Genomic DNA, 13,951 nt, shown 5'->3' with positions numbered 1-13,951 from the left:
GGCGTCGAGGGCTGGGTGGCCGCCGGGTCGGCGGTCTGCGCCGGTGCCGGCGGAGCAGCCTGCACCTGGGCCGGGTCGACCGCGGTGCTGCCGCCGGCCGGCGCGGCCTCGCCCGGTGCCGCCTCGCCCGGTGCCGCCTCGGCGGGCGGGGCCTGCCGGGCGACCTGGGTCTGCGGGGCTGCCTCCCGGCCGGCCTCGGTCTGCGCGGCCTCGGTCCGGGGCGCCTCGGTCTGCGGGGCACCCGCCTCCGGCGCCTGCTGCCGGGCGCCGTCCCGCGGCTTCTGGTCGGAGAGGTCCGGCAGCTGACCGAGCAGGCTGCGGACCTCGGTGAGCCGGCGGGTGAGGTCGTCTCGCACCGCGCGGACCGCTGCCGCCGACGCCTCGGCCTCGGCGACGGTCCGGCGGGCCTGCTCGTCGGCTGCGGCGACCCGCTGCTGGGCGGCCTGCACCGAGGCGCGCTCCCGCTCCTCCTCGGAGCGGGCCGCCTCCGTGCGCCGGGCTCGCTGGGCGATCTCGAAGTCCTGCTCCACCTTGGCCCGGCGCGCCTGCGAGTCGGCGTCCAGCCGGGACACCCGCTCCTGGGCCTTGGTCACCAGGTCGTCGGCGCGCGCCTGCGCCACCGCGGAGATCTGCTCGGCGTGCTGCCGGGCCTCGCCGACCAGCCGCTCGGCCTCGGCCTGGCTGGCGGCCGACCGCTCGCCCAGCGCGCGCTCTTCGCCGGCGATGCGCTCCCGGATCGCCTCCACCTCGGCGGCCACCTGCGCCTGCATCGCGGCCGCCTGCTCCTGGGCCGACCGGCGGATCTCCGCCGCCTCGTCCTCGGCCAGCTGCAGCATGTTGGAGATCCGCTCGCCCATGTTCTCGAACGTGGGCGCGCTCGCGCTGGCCGCCCGGCGGCGCAACGACTCGACCTCGCCGTGCAGGGCCTGCAGCTGGCGGGCGAGATCGGCCGACCGGGAGACCGCGGCGTCCCGGTCGGCCAGCGCCACCCGCAGGTCGGCGTCCAGGCCGGCCAGGGTCTCCGCCACCTGTTCCCGGTCGTACCCCTTGCGCACCACGTCGAAGGTCGGGCCGCCGTCGCGGTAGGCGAGCAGATCGTCGCGGGGGTCGGTCATGGCCCTCATCCTCGCAGAGAACCCGAGCGGCGGTCAGCGTGCCCGGGACCGCTCCCAGCCAACTCCCAGCTCCCGCCCGCCGGTCCGGTCCGCGGGTGCTGCCTCAGTGCGCGGCCGGTTCGACGAGCTCGACGAGCACCCCGCCGGCGTCCTTGGGGTGGACGAAGTTGACCCGGCTGCCGGCCGTGCCGCGGCGCGGCTCGTCGTAGAGCAGCCGCAGCCCACGCTCGCGCAGGACGGCGCTGACCGCCTCGACGTCGGCGACCCGGAAGGCGAGCTGCTGCAGGCCCGGCCCGGAGCGTCCGATGAACTTCGCGATCGTCGACTCCGGGGTCAGGGGCGCCAGCAGCTGGATCCGGGTGGACCCGTCGCCCACGGCGAGCATCGCCTCGTGGACGCCCTGCTCCTCGTTCACCTCCTCGTGCACCGAGGTGATGCCGAAGGCCAGCTCGTAGAAGGCGATCGCCTCCCGCAGGTCGGGGACGGCGATGCCGACGTGGTCGATGGTCGTGAACAACTCGCCGGGGAGGCCGGTCTGCGCGTCATCGGGCATGGGCGGCATCCTCCCGCCGGCCGGTCGCCCCCGGCACCTGGTTGTGACCCGGCTCACGAAGGGGGGTGGTGCCCGGCCGTTCGCCTATCCTGGCGGGTGCCCGCTGCGCCGTCCCGGCCTGCGCGGTGTCCTGTCGAAACGGTCGCCAGCGTCGGCGGCCGGAGCCCCGGAGAGCCCCGATGAGCCAGCCCGCACGCACCCGTTCCGTCATCGTCGGCGGCGCCCGCACCCCGATGGGCCGCCTGCTCGGCTCGCTGAAGGACTTCTCCGCCGCCGACCTCGGCGGCGTGGCGATCAAGGCCGCCCTCGAGCGCGCCGGGATCACCGGCGAGCAGGTCGACTACGTGATCATGGGCCACGTCATCCAGGCCGGTGCGGGGCAGAACCCGGCCCGACCGGCGGCCGTCGCCGCTGGCATCCCGATGTCGGTGCCCTCGTTCACCTTGAACAAGGTCTGCCTGTCCGGGCTCGACGCCATCGCCCTGGCCGACCAGCTCATCCGGGCCGGGGAGTTCGAGGTCGTGGTCGCCGGTGGCATGGAGTCGATGACGCAGGCGCCGCACCTGCTGCAGGGGTCGCGCACCGGGACCAAGTTCGGCGACGCCACGCTGGTCGACTCGATGGCCCACGACGGCCTCACCGACACCTTCGACCAGGTCGCGATGGGCAAGCTGACCGAGGACTCCAACAGCCGGTACGGCCTGACCCGCGAGGAGCAGGACGCCTACGCCGCGGAGAGCCACCAGAAGGCGGCGCGCGCGGCCAAGGACGGGATCTTCGACGCCGAGATCACCCCGGTGCTGATCCCGCAGCGCAAGGGCGACCCGATCGAGTTCCGTGAGGACGAGGGCATCCGCCCCGACACCACGGTGGAGAGCCTGGCCCGGCTGAAGCCCGCGTTCGCCGCGGACGGCACCATCACCGCCGCGTCCGCCTCGCAGATCTCCGACGGCGCCTGCGCGGTCGTCGTCATGTCCGCGGCCAGGGCCGAGGAGCTCGGGCTCACCGTGCTGGCCGAGATCGGCGCCCACGGCGTCGTCGCGGGCCCGGACGCGACGCTGCAGACCCAGCCCTCGCGCGCCGTCCAGAAGGCGTGCGAGCGGGAGGGCATCGACCCGGCCGACCTCGACCTGGTCGAGTTCAACGAGGCCTTCGCCGCCGTCGCCATCGTGTCCACCCGCGAGCTCGGCATCGACCCGGCGAAGGTCAACCCCAACGGCGGCGCGATCGCCCTGGGGCACCCGGTCGGCATGAGCGGCGCGCGGATCGTGCTGGACCTGGCGCTGGAGCTCGGCCGCCGCGGCGGCGGCGTCGGTGCGGCCGCCCTCTGCGGCGGCGGCGGCCAGGGCGACGCGCTGATCCTGCACGTCCCCGGCCGGGCGCTCGCGGACCAGCCCGTCGGTGCCTGACCACGCCTGACCACGCCGGCCCCCGTCGTCGTTCGGACGGCGGGGGCGGCGGGGCGCAGGCAGGATGGCGGCGTGAACGGGACCCCGGACGCCGTCGTCGTCGGATCTGGACCGAACGGCCTGGCCGCCGCGCTGCGGCTGGCCGCGGCAGGCCTGTCCGTGCGGGTGGTCGAGCGCGGTGACCGGCCCGGCGGCGGCATGCGCACCGAGGAGCACATCCGCCCCGGCTACTGGCACGACATCTGCTCCACGGTGCACCCGATGGCCGCGGCCGCGCCGTTCTTCCGGGAGTTCGACCTCGCCTCGCGCGGGGTCCGGCTCGTGCACCCGGAGATCAACTTCGCCCACCCGCTGGACGGCGGCCGGGCCGCGCTCTCGTTCTCCTCGCTGGAGCGCACCGCGGCGAGCCTGGGCGACGACGCCGACGGCTACCGCCGGCTGTTCGGCCCGCTGCTGGCGCACGCCGACGAGATCACCGACTTCTTCCTCACCTCGGCGTTCCGCCGGCTGCCGGTGCGCGGCGCCCCGGCCATCGCCAGCTTCGGCCTGCAGGGGCTGCCGAACATCGGGTACCTGGCCGGCCGCTACTTCCACACCGAGGCGGGCCAGGCGCTGATCGCCGGTGCCGCCGCCCACGGGATGCTCGACCTGACCCGACCGCTCACCGCCGCGCTGGGCATGTTCCTCGGCATGATGAGCCACCACCAGGGCTGGCCGCTGATCCAGGGCGGCTCGCAGAAGCTGGCCGACGCGATGGTCACCGCGCTGGAGCAGCAGGGCGGTGAGGTGGTCACCGGGCACGAGGTCACCGACCTCCGCGAGTTCACCGGGGTCCCGGCGGTGCTGCTGGACACCTCGCCCGGGGCGTTCATGGCGATGGCCGGCAACCAGCTGCCCATCGGCTACCAGCGCTGGGTCCGGCGCTACAAGCACGGCCCCGGCGTCTTCAAGATCGACTGGGTGCTCTCCGAGCCGGTGCCGTGGGCCAACGCCGACGTCCGCCGGGCCGGCACCATCCACGTCGCCGGCACCATGGCGGAGACCATCGCCGGCGAGTCGGCACCGGCCCACGGCCGGCTGGCCGACAAGCCCTACGTGCTGGCCGTCCAGCCGACCGTCGTCGACCCCACCCGGGCGCCGGCGGGCGGGCACGTGTTCTGGGCGTACGTGCACGTGCCGCACGGCTCGACGGTGGACATGACCGAGGCGATCGAGGCGCAGGTCGAGCGCTTCGCCCCGGGCTTCCGCGACACGATCGTCGGCCGGCGGACGATGCACGCGGGGCAGATGGAGCAGTGGAACCCCAGCGACGTCGGCGGCGACATCTCCAACGGCGAGGCCTCGCTGCGGCAGATGCTGGCCCGCCCGGTGCCGCGGTGGAACACCTACTCGACGCCGATCGCCGGCACCTACCTGGCGTCGTCTGCGACGCCGCCCGGGCCGGCGGTGCACGGCCACTGCGGTGACAACGCCGCCCGGGTGGCGCTCCGCCAGGTCTTCGGCATCCGGAAGCCACCGCGGCTGCGTCCCGCTCCGCCCGCCTGACCGCCCGGCCGGACGTCGTCGGCACGACCGGCGTGAGGGCCCCGGCGGCGACCCACCCAGCGGTGGGATGATCGAGGTCATGCAGCCCAACCGTCCCGCTCGTACCGACCCGCGCGCCGCGGCCCAGCAGGCCCAGATGGCGGCCTCGTTGGCCGGGGCGGTCGACCTCGCCGCGGTCAAGGCACGCAGTGAGGCAGCCGCCCGCGCCCAGGCCGCCCCGCCGCCGAGCGCCGCCGCCCCGGCCGGCGCGCCGGGCAGCGCCGTCGTCGACGTCACCGAGGCCACCTTCCAGTCCGAGGTCCTGGACCGGTCCTTCCAGGTGCCCGTCGTGCTCGACCTGTGGGCCGAGTGGTGCGGGCCGTGCAAGCAGCTGTCCCCGGTGCTCGAGCGGCTGGCCACCGAGGGTGCCGGCTCCTGGGTGCTGGCGAAGATCGACGTGGACGCCAACCCGGCACTGGCCCAGGGGCTGCGGGTGCAGGGCATCCCGGCGGTCAAGGCCGTCTGGCAGGGCCAGCTGGTCGCCGAGTTCACCGGTGCCATCCCCGAGGAGCAGGCGCGGCAGTTCGTCACCGAGCTGGTCGCCGCCACCTCGGGCGGGGGGCTGCCGGACGAGGCCGAGGGCGGCGAGGACGAGCTGCCCGAGGACCCGCGGCTGGACGCGGCCGAGGCCGCGCTGGACCGCGGTGACCTGGCTGCCGCCGAGGCCGCCTACCGCTCGATCCTGGACGCCGAGCCCGACCACCCGGTCGCCGGCCTGGCCCTGCGCCAGGTGCAGCTGTTCCGGCGGGCCGAGGAGGCCGGCCCGGACGCGCTGGCCGCCGCCGAGGCCGCGCCGGACGACGTCGCGGCGCAGACCCGCGCCGCGGACTTCCTGCTGGGCACCGGCGACGTCGACGCGGCGTTCGCACTCATGCTCGACGTCGTCCGTCGCACCGCCGGTGAGGACCGCGACAGCGCCCGCAAGCACCTGGTGGAGCTCTTCGGCATCGTCGGCGACGAGGACCCGCGCGTCGGCCCCGCCCGCCGTGCCCTCATGACCGCCTTGTTCTGACGCCGGCCGAGGCACAGGAGCCCCTGCACCCACATCCCGGCCTTCGACCGGGTGCACGAGTTCCTGTGCCTGAGCCGGGGCAGGTCGGCTACGCGCCGATGTCGCAGGCCGGCAGGCCCTGGAAGACGCCGCTGCGGAACCTGTCGACCAGCTGGAAACCGGTGACGTCGACGTCGGGCAGCACGTTGGGGTCGGTCGCGTACTCCAGCAGGAACGACACGCTCTCATCAGCGTCCCCGGGCGAGATGCTGATGTCCGGGACTGCACCGTTGAGTGCCGCGGCGGTGTAGGCGCCGACCTGGCAGACCGCGGACTCGACGGCATCCTGGTCGTCGGTCGACAGGCCCAGCTGGTCGCGGGCGGCCAACGCGTAGGGGATGGCCACCGCCGTCAGCACGGCGTAGTCACCGACGTCGGTGTACAGCGGCTGGGTGAGGTCGGACTCGTCGTAGCCGACCGTGTTGTCCGCAGCGCAGAAGACCAGGTCGTTGTCCTGGCCGTCGCCGTCGCACTCGGGTGCGTTGCCGGAGAACGGCTCGATGGTCGGCGCCTGGAACGTCGTCCCGCCGATCTGGTTGATGGCGTCGGTCCAGAACTCCGGCAGCGTGAGGCCGATGAGCTCCTGGGTGTCCGGGTAGCTCGCATTGCCGTTGGTGGCCAGTTCCTGGTCGGTCTGGAACTCCCCCTGGGTGTAGGGCCGGTCCTGGCCGAAGGCGTCCCGGCAGGCGGTGGGGCCGTCGTCGAACCCCTGCTGGAACGCCGACACCCGGTCGAAGTAGGAGCCGTGCGCCTCGCCGGAGTTCAGGCCGGTGCCCACCGGGTCCCGCAGCAGCAGGTAGCCGCGCAGCACGTCGTCGAGCTCGCCCGGCTGGATGGTGTTGTGCGGGGCGTCGCCGTCGGCGACCCACTGGGTCCAGGCCCCGGCGAAGCAGTCGGCCTGCGTCTCGATCGCGATCGACGCCTGGAACGGGTAGCCGACCCGGCCCTGCACCGCGTGGCCGAACTCGTGTGCCATCACCAGCGCCGGGATGAACCGGCCGTAGCCCTCGCTGCCGCCGCTGCCGAAGGCGAGCTCGTCGAGGAACGAGCGGTCGTACTGGATCGCGTCACCGTTGGGGTAGGAGTTGCTGGCGTCGCAGTAGAAGGCGTTGTCCTCGACCGCCTCCGGCGGCTCGCCGCAGCCGATCTGCCCGTTGGGGTACTGCGCCGGGTCGACGTCCGCCGGGTCGACCGAGTAGTAGCCGCCGGCCAGTGGGGTGAAGTCCTGGCCGAAGGTGCCGGGGAACTGCTCGCCCCAGTAGGTGTTCAGGTCCAGCAGGGCGTTGCGGGTGATCTGGTCGATGTCGTCGTCGGTCGCGCCGATGATCTGGAACTGCTGGGGGTCCACGTTGGCCTGGACCCCGGAGGCGGGGGTGGCGTTGCCGTCGATGAGGGTGACGGCGCAGCCGGTCAGCACGGTCGAGCCCAGCAGGGCGCCCACGACGGCACGGGTGAACACCCGGCGGGGCGAGGGGGACATGGGCTCCCGATCGGTCGGGCCGCCGGCACCGGCAGCTGCGTCCCCATCCTGCCGGACCCGGTCGGGACCGGCGACGGGTCGGTCGTGCGGGGGAGCCGGACGACGACGGCGGGGCAGGGACCTCGGCCCCCGCCCCGCCGCCGTCGCGACCCGGTCCTGCCTCAGCCCTCGTGAGCCGGCTGGAGCCCGGTGCCCGGGCCCTCCGCCTGTCCGGAGGCCTCGGCCGCAGCGGTGTGCTGGGCGTCGGACGGGGCGCCGTCGTCGGGGGCCGCCGGCTCCGGTCCCTCGTGCACGAACCACACGGTCGCCAGCGGCGGCGCGGTCAGCGCCGCCGAGTACGGCTGCCCGTGCCAGCTCTCGGCCACGGCGTCGATGCCGCCGAGGTTGCCGACCCCGGAGCCGCCGTAGCCCTCGAAGTCGGTGTTGATCAGCTCACGCCACCGGCCACCGCGGGGCAGCCCGATCCGGAAGTCGTGGTGCGGCGTCCCGGAGAAGTTGGCCACGCAGGCCAGCACCTGACCGTCCTTGCCGTAGCGCAGGAAGGTCAGCGTGTTGCCGACGGCGTCGTTGGCGTCGATCCACTGGAAGCCCGCGGCATCGACGTCCTGGGACCACAGCGCCTCGGTGTCCCGGTAGACGGTGTTGAGGTCCCGGACGAGGTCCAGGACGCCCCGGTGCGCCGGGTCGTCGAGGTGCCACCAGTCCAGCGACCGGCTCTCCGCCCACTCCGACAGCTGACCGAACTCCGAGCCCATGAACAGCAGCTGCTTGCCGGGGTGGGCCCACATGTACCCCAGGAAGGCACGCAGGCTGGCCAGCTGCTGCCACCGGTCGCCGGGCATCTTCCGGATGAGCGAGCCCTTGCCGTAGACGACCTCGTCGTGGCTGATCGGCAGGACGTAGTTCTCCGAGAAGGCGTAGACCAGGGAGAACGTGAGCTGGCTGTGGTGGAAGCTGCGGTACACCGGCTGCTTGGACATGTAGCCCAGCGAGTCGTGCATCCAGCCCATGTTCCACTTGAAGCCGAAGCCCAGGCCGCCCAGGTAGGTGGGTCGGGTGACGCCCGGCCACGCCGTCGACTCCTCGGCGATCGTCACCACGCCCGGCACCTCGCGGTACAGCGTGGCGTTCATCTCCTGCAGGAAGGACACCGCCTCGAGGTTCTCCCGGCCGCCGTACTCGTTCGGCGTCCACTCGCCCTCGTTGCGCGAGTAGTCCAGGTACAGCATCGAGGCGACGGCGTCGACGCGGATGCCGTCGACGTGGAACTCCTGGGCCCAGAACAGCGCGTTCGCGACCAGGAAGTTGCGCACCTCGTTGCGGCCGAAGTCGAAGACGTAGGTGCCCCAGTCGGGCTGCTCGCCGCGGCGGGGGTCCGGGTGCTCGTACAGCGGCGTGCCGTCGAAGCGGGCCAGCGCCCACTCGTCCTTGGGGAAGTGCGCGGGCACCCAGTCGACGATGACGCCGATGCCGGCCTGGTGGGCGGTGTCGATCAGGTAGCGCAGGTCGTCGGGGGAGCCGAACCGCGACGTCGGGGCGTAGTAGGAGGTGACCTGGTAGCCCCACGAGCCGCCGAAGGGGTGCTCGGCCAGCGGCATGAACTCCAGGTGGGTGAAGCCGGCGTCCTTCACGTAGCCGACGAGCTCGTCGGCCATGTCGCGGTAGGACAGCCCCTGGCGCCAGGAGGCGGCGTGCACCTCGTAGACGCTGATCGGCCGCTGGTGCCAGGTGCCCTCGGCGCGGGACGCCAGCCACTCGTCGTCGTGCCACTCGTGGGTGGAGGCGGTGACGACCGAGGCGTTGGCCGGCGGCACCTCGGTGGCGAAGGCCAGCGGGTCGCTCTTGACCTGCCACTGACCGTCGGCGCCCAGCACGTGGTAGCGGTACCGGGTGCCCACCTGGGCGCCGGGCACGAAGACCTCCCACACGCCGGAGGAGCCCAGCGACCGCAGCGGGTAGGCGCGCGCCTCCCAGTAGTCGAAGTCGCCGGTGACCTTCACGCCGCGGGCGTTGGGCGCCCAGACGGCGAACGAGACCCCCTCGACGCGGCCGCCGGGGGTGTCGTAGCTGCGCACGTGCGCGCCGAGCACCGTCCACAGCTTCTCGTGCCGGCCCTCCCGGATGAGGTGCTGGTCGACCTCGCCGAGGGTGGGCAGCCAGCGGTAGGGGTCGTCGACGAGGAAGGTGTCGGTCCCGCCGTCGGCGTTCGGGTAGCCGACCTCGATCCGGTAGTCGCCGGGCTGCTGCGGCAGCCGGGCCTCGAAGACGCCGCCGCGGAACACCGGGCTCGCCTCGTGGCGGGTGCCGTCCTGGTCGACGACGACGACCGCGACCGCGTCGGGCCGCAGGGTGCGGACCGCCCAGCCCTCGGCCAGCCGGTGCGCGCCGAGGACGCCGTGCGGGTCGAAGGACCAGCCGTCGACGACGGCGGCGAACTGCTCGTCGCTGACCTCGCTGCCGGACGGGACGGCCTCGGCGGGCACCGAGGTGCTCACCGGTGCCTGGCCCTCGGGCAGCGCCGCCACCAGCCCGGCGGCAGCCGGCTCGGGGGCCTGCTCGGGAGCCGGGGGCAGGTCGGGGACCTCGCTGGTCGCCAGGTCGGCGGTGGTGACCTCGGCCCCGGTCACCTCACCGGGGACGGCGCCGGGACCCTGCGCGGTCTCCGGCGCGGTGGCGGGCGCCGTGTCGGCAGCGGTGTCCGCAGCGGTGTCCGGCGCGGTGTCCCCGGCGGGACGGTCGACGGGCACCGTGTCGGGCGCGAGCTCGGCACCGGGCTCGGACGCGGTCCGGGCCGGCGAGCTGCCGCCGGTGCCCGCGTGCTGCCCGTCGGCCGGTGCCTGCGGGGTGCTCGGCTCGGCCGGGTCCGGGCTCGGCGGCTCCGGCTGGGGCGCCGAGGGGGCCGTCGGGTCACCCGGCTGGGCGATCGGGGCAGGCGCGACGACCGGGGTCGCGGTGACCTTCGTGGCCGCGGCCTTGCGGGTGCGCTTGGCGGGGGCGGGCGCTGCGTCGTCGGCGGCGGGTGCGGCCTTCTTCGCGGCGGCCTTGCGGGTCCGCTTGGCCGGGGCGACGTCGTCCGTCGCGCCCTCGGCCGCCGCCGGGACGGCCGCGGCCTTGCGGGTGCGCTTGGCGGGCGCTGCCGGTGCGTCGGCGGCCTTCTTGGCGGCCTTGCGGGTCGCCTTCTTCGCCACGGCCGGCTCGGACGCGGCCTGCACGGCGGCGGTCTTCTCCTCGACCCTGCGGGTCAGCTCGGCCCGGTCGGCCGGGTTCTCGGGGGTGTCGGTGCCCGGTGGCTGCGTGTCGTCGATCGTCATGAGGGTCCCTCCAGGTGCGTCGGTCGTCGTCCGGTACGGCCCCTCTGCCGGGTCCCGCCGCGAGCTCGCGAGTGGCGGGACCCGGCAGAGGGGCCCTTCGTCAGTCGCCGGAGGTCAACCGGGACAGCGAGCTGAGCGGGATCATGAGCCAGTGCGGCCGGTTGCGCGCCTCGTACACACACTCGTACACCGCCTTGTCGGCCTCGAACGCGCGCAGCAGCGCGGATTCGCTCGACAGTGTGAGGTCCGGGGCGGCAGCGGAGTAGCCCGCGCAGAAGGCGGTGCGGTTCCGCTCGGCCCACTCCTGCGCGCGGTAGGCCCGCTGCGGGTCGTCGGGCTGCTCCACCAGCATGTGCCGGGCGGCGTAGTCGAAGGACCGCAGCATCCCGGCGACGTCGCGCAGCGGGGTGTCGGTCTCCCGGCGGGCCGCCAGCGGTCGGGCCGGCTCGCCCTCGAAGTCCAGCACGATCCAGCCGTTCGTCGTCCGCAGCACCTGCCCCAGGTGCAGGTCGCCGTGCACCCGCTGGCGGAGCACCGGCTCGTCGGTCCCGGCGACCGCGGCGTACAGCGCCCGCAGCCCGTCGGCGTGCTCGGCGAGGTCGGGGACGACGGCGAGCGCCGCCTCCAGCCGCTCGGTCATCTGCGCGGCGACCGCGGTGTACCAGTCCCGGTCGGCCGGCTCGGTGGGCAGCACCCGGGCGAGGTCGGCGTGGACCGAGGCGGTGGCCTCGCCCAGCCGCTCGCTCTCCCCGGCGAAGTCCCCGCCCACCTCGTCGGCGTGCAGGTCGCCCTCGGCGTAGAGGTCGCGGACGCTGGAGGTGGCCAGCCGCCAGCCGTCGCTGGCGTTGGGCACGAAGGCCTGCAGCATCGCGACGGTGGCCGGCTGCTCGGCGGGGTCGGCGTCGTCGATCTCGATGTGCCCGAGCAGCGGGGCGATGTGCTTGTTCTCGGTGCGGCGCAGGGCGTCGAGGATCTCCACGTCGGGGTTGAGCCCCGGCTCCAGCCGGCGGAACAGCTTCAGGATCGCCGTCTCGCCGTAGACCAGCGAGGTGTTGCTCTGCTCGGTGGAGATCACGTCGCCGGGCAGGCCCTCGGGGATGTAGGCGACCCCGGCGGGGTGGAAGTGCATCGGGCCGACGGTCGAGGCGGCCACCAGGTGGGTGAGCCACGGGACGGTCGCGTCCCGGTCACGCATCGCGTCGTAGGCGTAGTTCTCGCCGTGCGACCCCGGCACCGCGCCGACGAACGCCGAGGCGAGGTCCTCGGCCGGGGCGCTGCGCCAGGACAGCGGCACCAGGTAGGTCTCGGTGTGCCCGTCGGTGTACCCCACCCGGACCCGGTGCACCGACAGCGCGGGGTCGGACTGGTCGAGGAAGAAGCCGTCCTCGCTCACCGACGCCCACTCGCGGCCCTTGCCGCCGAACCACCGCTGCCCGGGCATCCAGTCGGCCAGCATGTCGGTCAGTGCAGTCATCAGGCTTCTCCGTGGGTGGTCGTGGTGGGGGCCTCAGCGCCGAGGCCGCCGCTGCCGGCCGGGGCGTCGGTGGCGCCCACCACCCCGGCGTCGAGCAGGGACTGCGCGACGCTGCTGCTCACGGCGGTCTCCCAGCTGTCGTCCTCCTCGGCCGCCGGGGCGGCCGGCTTGGAGAGCTCGAACCAGTAGAAGCCGTGGCCGGCGAGGGTGAGCATGTAGGGCAGGACGCCGATCTGCGGGAACTGCACCCGGCCGGTGAGCTCGATGGGCGTATAGCCCTCGAACCGGCGCAGGTCCAGCTCCACCGGCTGCGGGAACCGGGAGAGGTTGTTCACGCAGAGCACGACGTCGTCCCCGAACTCGCGCACGAAGGACAGCACCGTGGGGTTCCGCGAGCTGATCTCGGCGTAGCTGCCCACGCCGAAGGTCGGGTGCTGGCTGCGGACGGAGATCATCGTCCGCAGCCAGTGCAGCAGCGAGGTGGTGTTGCGCAGCTGGTTCTCCACGTTGGTCACCTGGAACCCGTAGACCGGGTCGGCGACCAGCGGCAGGTGCATGCGCTGCGGGTCGGCGGTGGAGAACCCGCCGTTGCGGTCCGGCGTCCACTGCATCGGGGTGCGGACCCCGTCGCGGTCACCGAGCCAGATGTTGTCGCCCATGCCGATCTCGTCGCCGTAGTACAGGACCGGCGACCCCGGCAGCGACAGCAGCAGCGCGTTGAACAGCTCCAGGGTGTCGATGTCGTTGTCCAGCAGCGGGGCCAGCCGGCGGCGGATGCCGATGTTGGCCTTCATCCGGGGGTCCTTGGCGTACTCCCCCCACATGTAGTCCCGCTCCTCGTCGGTGACCATCTCCAGCGTCAGCTCGTCGTGGTTGCGCAGGAAGACGCCCCACTGGCAGTTCTCCGGGATGTCCGGGGTCTGCGCCATGATCTCCGAGATGGGGAAGCGCTGCTCCCGCCGGACGGCCATGAACAGCCGCGGCATCACCGGGAAGTGGAACGCCATCTGGCACTCGTCGCCGTTCTCACCGAAGTACTCGACGACGTCGCTGGGCCACTGGTTCGCCTCGCACAGCAGCACCCGGTCGGGGTACTCGGCGTCGACGACCTTGCGGACCTTCTTGAGGAACTCGTGGGTCTTCGGGAGGTTCTCGCAGTTGGTCCCCTCCTCCTCGAACAGGTAGGGGACGGCGTCCAGCCGGAAACCGTCGATGCCCAGGTCCAGCCAGAAGCGCAGAGCGTCGATGATCGCCTCCTGCACCCGCGGGTTCTCGAAGTTCAGGTCGGGCTGGTGGCTGAAGAACCGGTGCCAGAAGTACTGCTTGCGCACCGGGTCGAAGGTCCAGTTCGAGCTCTCGGTGTCGACGAAGATGATCCGCGCGTCGGGGTAGCCGGTGTCGTCGTCGGCCCACACGTAGAAGTCGCCGTAGGGGCCCTCGGGGTCGCTGCGGCTGGCCTGGAACCAGGGGTGCTGGTCCGAGGTGTGGTTCATGACGAAGTCGATGATCATCCGCATGCCACGCGAGTGCGTCTCGCCGATGAGCTCCTTGAAGTCCTCGATGTCGCCGAACTCCGGCAGCACCGCGGTGTAGTCGCTCACGTCGTAGCCGCCGTCGCGCAGCGGGGAGGCGAAGAACGGCGGCAGCCACAGGCAGTCGACGCCGAGCCACTGCAGGTAGTCCAGCTTGCCCAGCATGCCGCGGAGGTCGCCGATGCCGTCGCCGTTGCTGTCGGCGAAGCCGCGCACCAGCACCTCGTAGAAGACGGCGCGCTTGAACCACTCGGGGTCGCTGCCCAGGGAGACCAGCGTCGACTGCTCGCCCGCGCCGGGGGTCGACTGCGCGGGGACGGGGAGGGTCATGGAGGGGGGTCCTCGTTCATCAGTCTGGTTCGTTCGACGGGTGTCAGGTGCGGCGACGGCGCCGGCCGCGGGCTCGGCGGGCGCCGTCGCGACGGCGCGGTGTGATCAGGGG

General features: G+C 73.5%; 9 protein-coding genes. 3 read left to right on the top strand and 6 right to left on the bottom strand.

The window, feature by feature from the left end; genetic code table 11:
- Nucleotides 1-1,115: coiled-coil domain-containing protein (locus FHL79_RS23265; protein ID WP_138760937.1), on the bottom strand; the 1,115-nt coding region annotated here is incomplete at its 3' end.
- Nucleotides 1,116-1,218: 103 nt separating this feature from the next.
- A complete protein-coding gene (mce, locus tag FHL79_RS23260) occupies nucleotides 1,219-1,668 on the bottom strand; it encodes a methylmalonyl-CoA epimerase (RefSeq protein WP_138760936.1) in 450 nt (149 codons plus the stop codon).
- Between the two features lie 179 nt (nucleotides 1,669-1,847).
- Between mce and FHL79_RS23255 the strand changes: the two genes are divergently transcribed.
- The 3 genes from FHL79_RS23255 (at nucleotide 1,848) to FHL79_RS23245 (ending at nucleotide 5,673) form a co-directional block, all read left to right on the top strand.
- Entirely contained in the window at nucleotides 1,848-3,077 is a 1,230-nt protein-coding gene (locus FHL79_RS23255; RefSeq protein ID WP_138760935.1) for an acetyl-CoA C-acetyltransferase, read from the top strand.
- Nucleotides 3,078-3,149: 72 nt separating this feature from the next.
- Nucleotides 3,150-4,622, top strand: a complete 1,473-nt coding sequence (locus FHL79_RS23250) for a phytoene desaturase family protein (protein WP_138760934.1) — start codon at nucleotides 3,150-3,152, stop codon at nucleotides 4,620-4,622.
- Between the two features lie 79 nt (nucleotides 4,623-4,701).
- Nucleotides 4,702-5,673, top strand: a complete 972-nt coding sequence (locus FHL79_RS23245; RefSeq protein ID WP_138760933.1) for a tetratricopeptide repeat protein — start codon at nucleotides 4,702-4,704, stop codon at nucleotides 5,671-5,673.
- Nucleotides 5,674-5,761: 88 nt separating this feature from the next.
- Here the strand turns inward: FHL79_RS23245 and FHL79_RS23240 are convergent, their stop codons facing one another.
- The 4 genes from FHL79_RS23240 to treS all read right to left on the bottom strand — a co-directional run bounded on the left by FHL79_RS23240 (nucleotide 5,762) and on the right by treS (nucleotide 13,839).
- A complete protein-coding gene (locus FHL79_RS23240) occupies nucleotides 5,762-7,192 on the bottom strand; it encodes a neutral zinc metallopeptidase (RefSeq protein WP_138760932.1) in 1,431 nt (476 codons plus the stop codon).
- Nucleotides 7,193-7,353: 161 nt separating this feature from the next.
- Nucleotides 7,354-10,503 (bottom strand): 1,4-alpha-glucan branching protein GlgB, encoded by a 3,150-nt coding sequence (gene glgB / locus FHL79_RS23235; protein WP_138760931.1) that lies wholly within the window; start codon nucleotides 10,501-10,503, stop codon nucleotides 7,354-7,356.
- A 100-nt stretch (nucleotides 10,504-10,603) separates the two neighbouring features.
- Nucleotides 10,604-11,977: a maltokinase N-terminal cap-like domain-containing protein gene (locus FHL79_RS23230; RefSeq protein WP_138760930.1), complete on the bottom strand. Its 1,374-nt coding sequence runs from the start codon at nucleotides 11,975-11,977 to the stop codon at nucleotides 10,604-10,606.
- A complete protein-coding gene (gene treS, locus FHL79_RS23225) occupies nucleotides 11,977-13,839 on the bottom strand; it encodes a maltose alpha-D-glucosyltransferase (protein WP_218938579.1) in 1,863 nt (620 codons plus the stop codon). Before treS ends, FHL79_RS23230 begins: the two co-directional genes overlap by 1 nt.
- Nucleotides 13,840-13,951: the final 112 nt, after the last annotated feature.

The organism is Modestobacter altitudinis (genome assembly GCF_005930475.1).
Lineage (GTDB): Bacteria > Actinomycetota > Actinomycetes > Mycobacteriales > Geodermatophilaceae > Modestobacter > Modestobacter altitudinis.
Note: the sequence above shows the minus strand (reverse complement) of the source record. Positions and strands in the feature narration are given on the sequence as shown.

Coding starts and splice junctions, on each gene's coding strand:
- mce (WP_138760936.1), bottom strand. CDS start 1,668: ATGCCCGATGACGCGCAGACCGGCCTCCCCGGCGAGTTGTTCACGACC.
- FHL79_RS23255 (WP_138760935.1), top strand. CDS start 1,848: ATGAGCCAGCCCGCACGCACCCGTTCCGTCATCGTCGGCGGCGCCCGC.
- FHL79_RS23245 (WP_138760933.1), top strand. CDS start 4,702: ATGCAGCCCAACCGTCCCGCTCGTACCGACCCGCGCGCCGCGGCCCAG.
- FHL79_RS23240 (WP_138760932.1), bottom strand. CDS start 7,192: ATGTCCCCCTCGCCCCGCCGGGTGTTCACCCGTGCCGTCGTGGGCGCC.
- glgB (WP_138760931.1), bottom strand. CDS start 10,503: ATGACGATCGACGACACGCAGCCACCGGGCACCGACACCCCCGAGAAC.
- FHL79_RS23230 (WP_138760930.1), bottom strand. CDS start 11,977: ATGACTGCACTGACCGACATGCTGGCCGACTGGATGCCCGGGCAGCGG.
- treS (WP_218938579.1), bottom strand. CDS start 13,839: ATGACCCTCCCCGTCCCCGCGCAGTCGACCCCCGGCGCGGGCGAGCAG.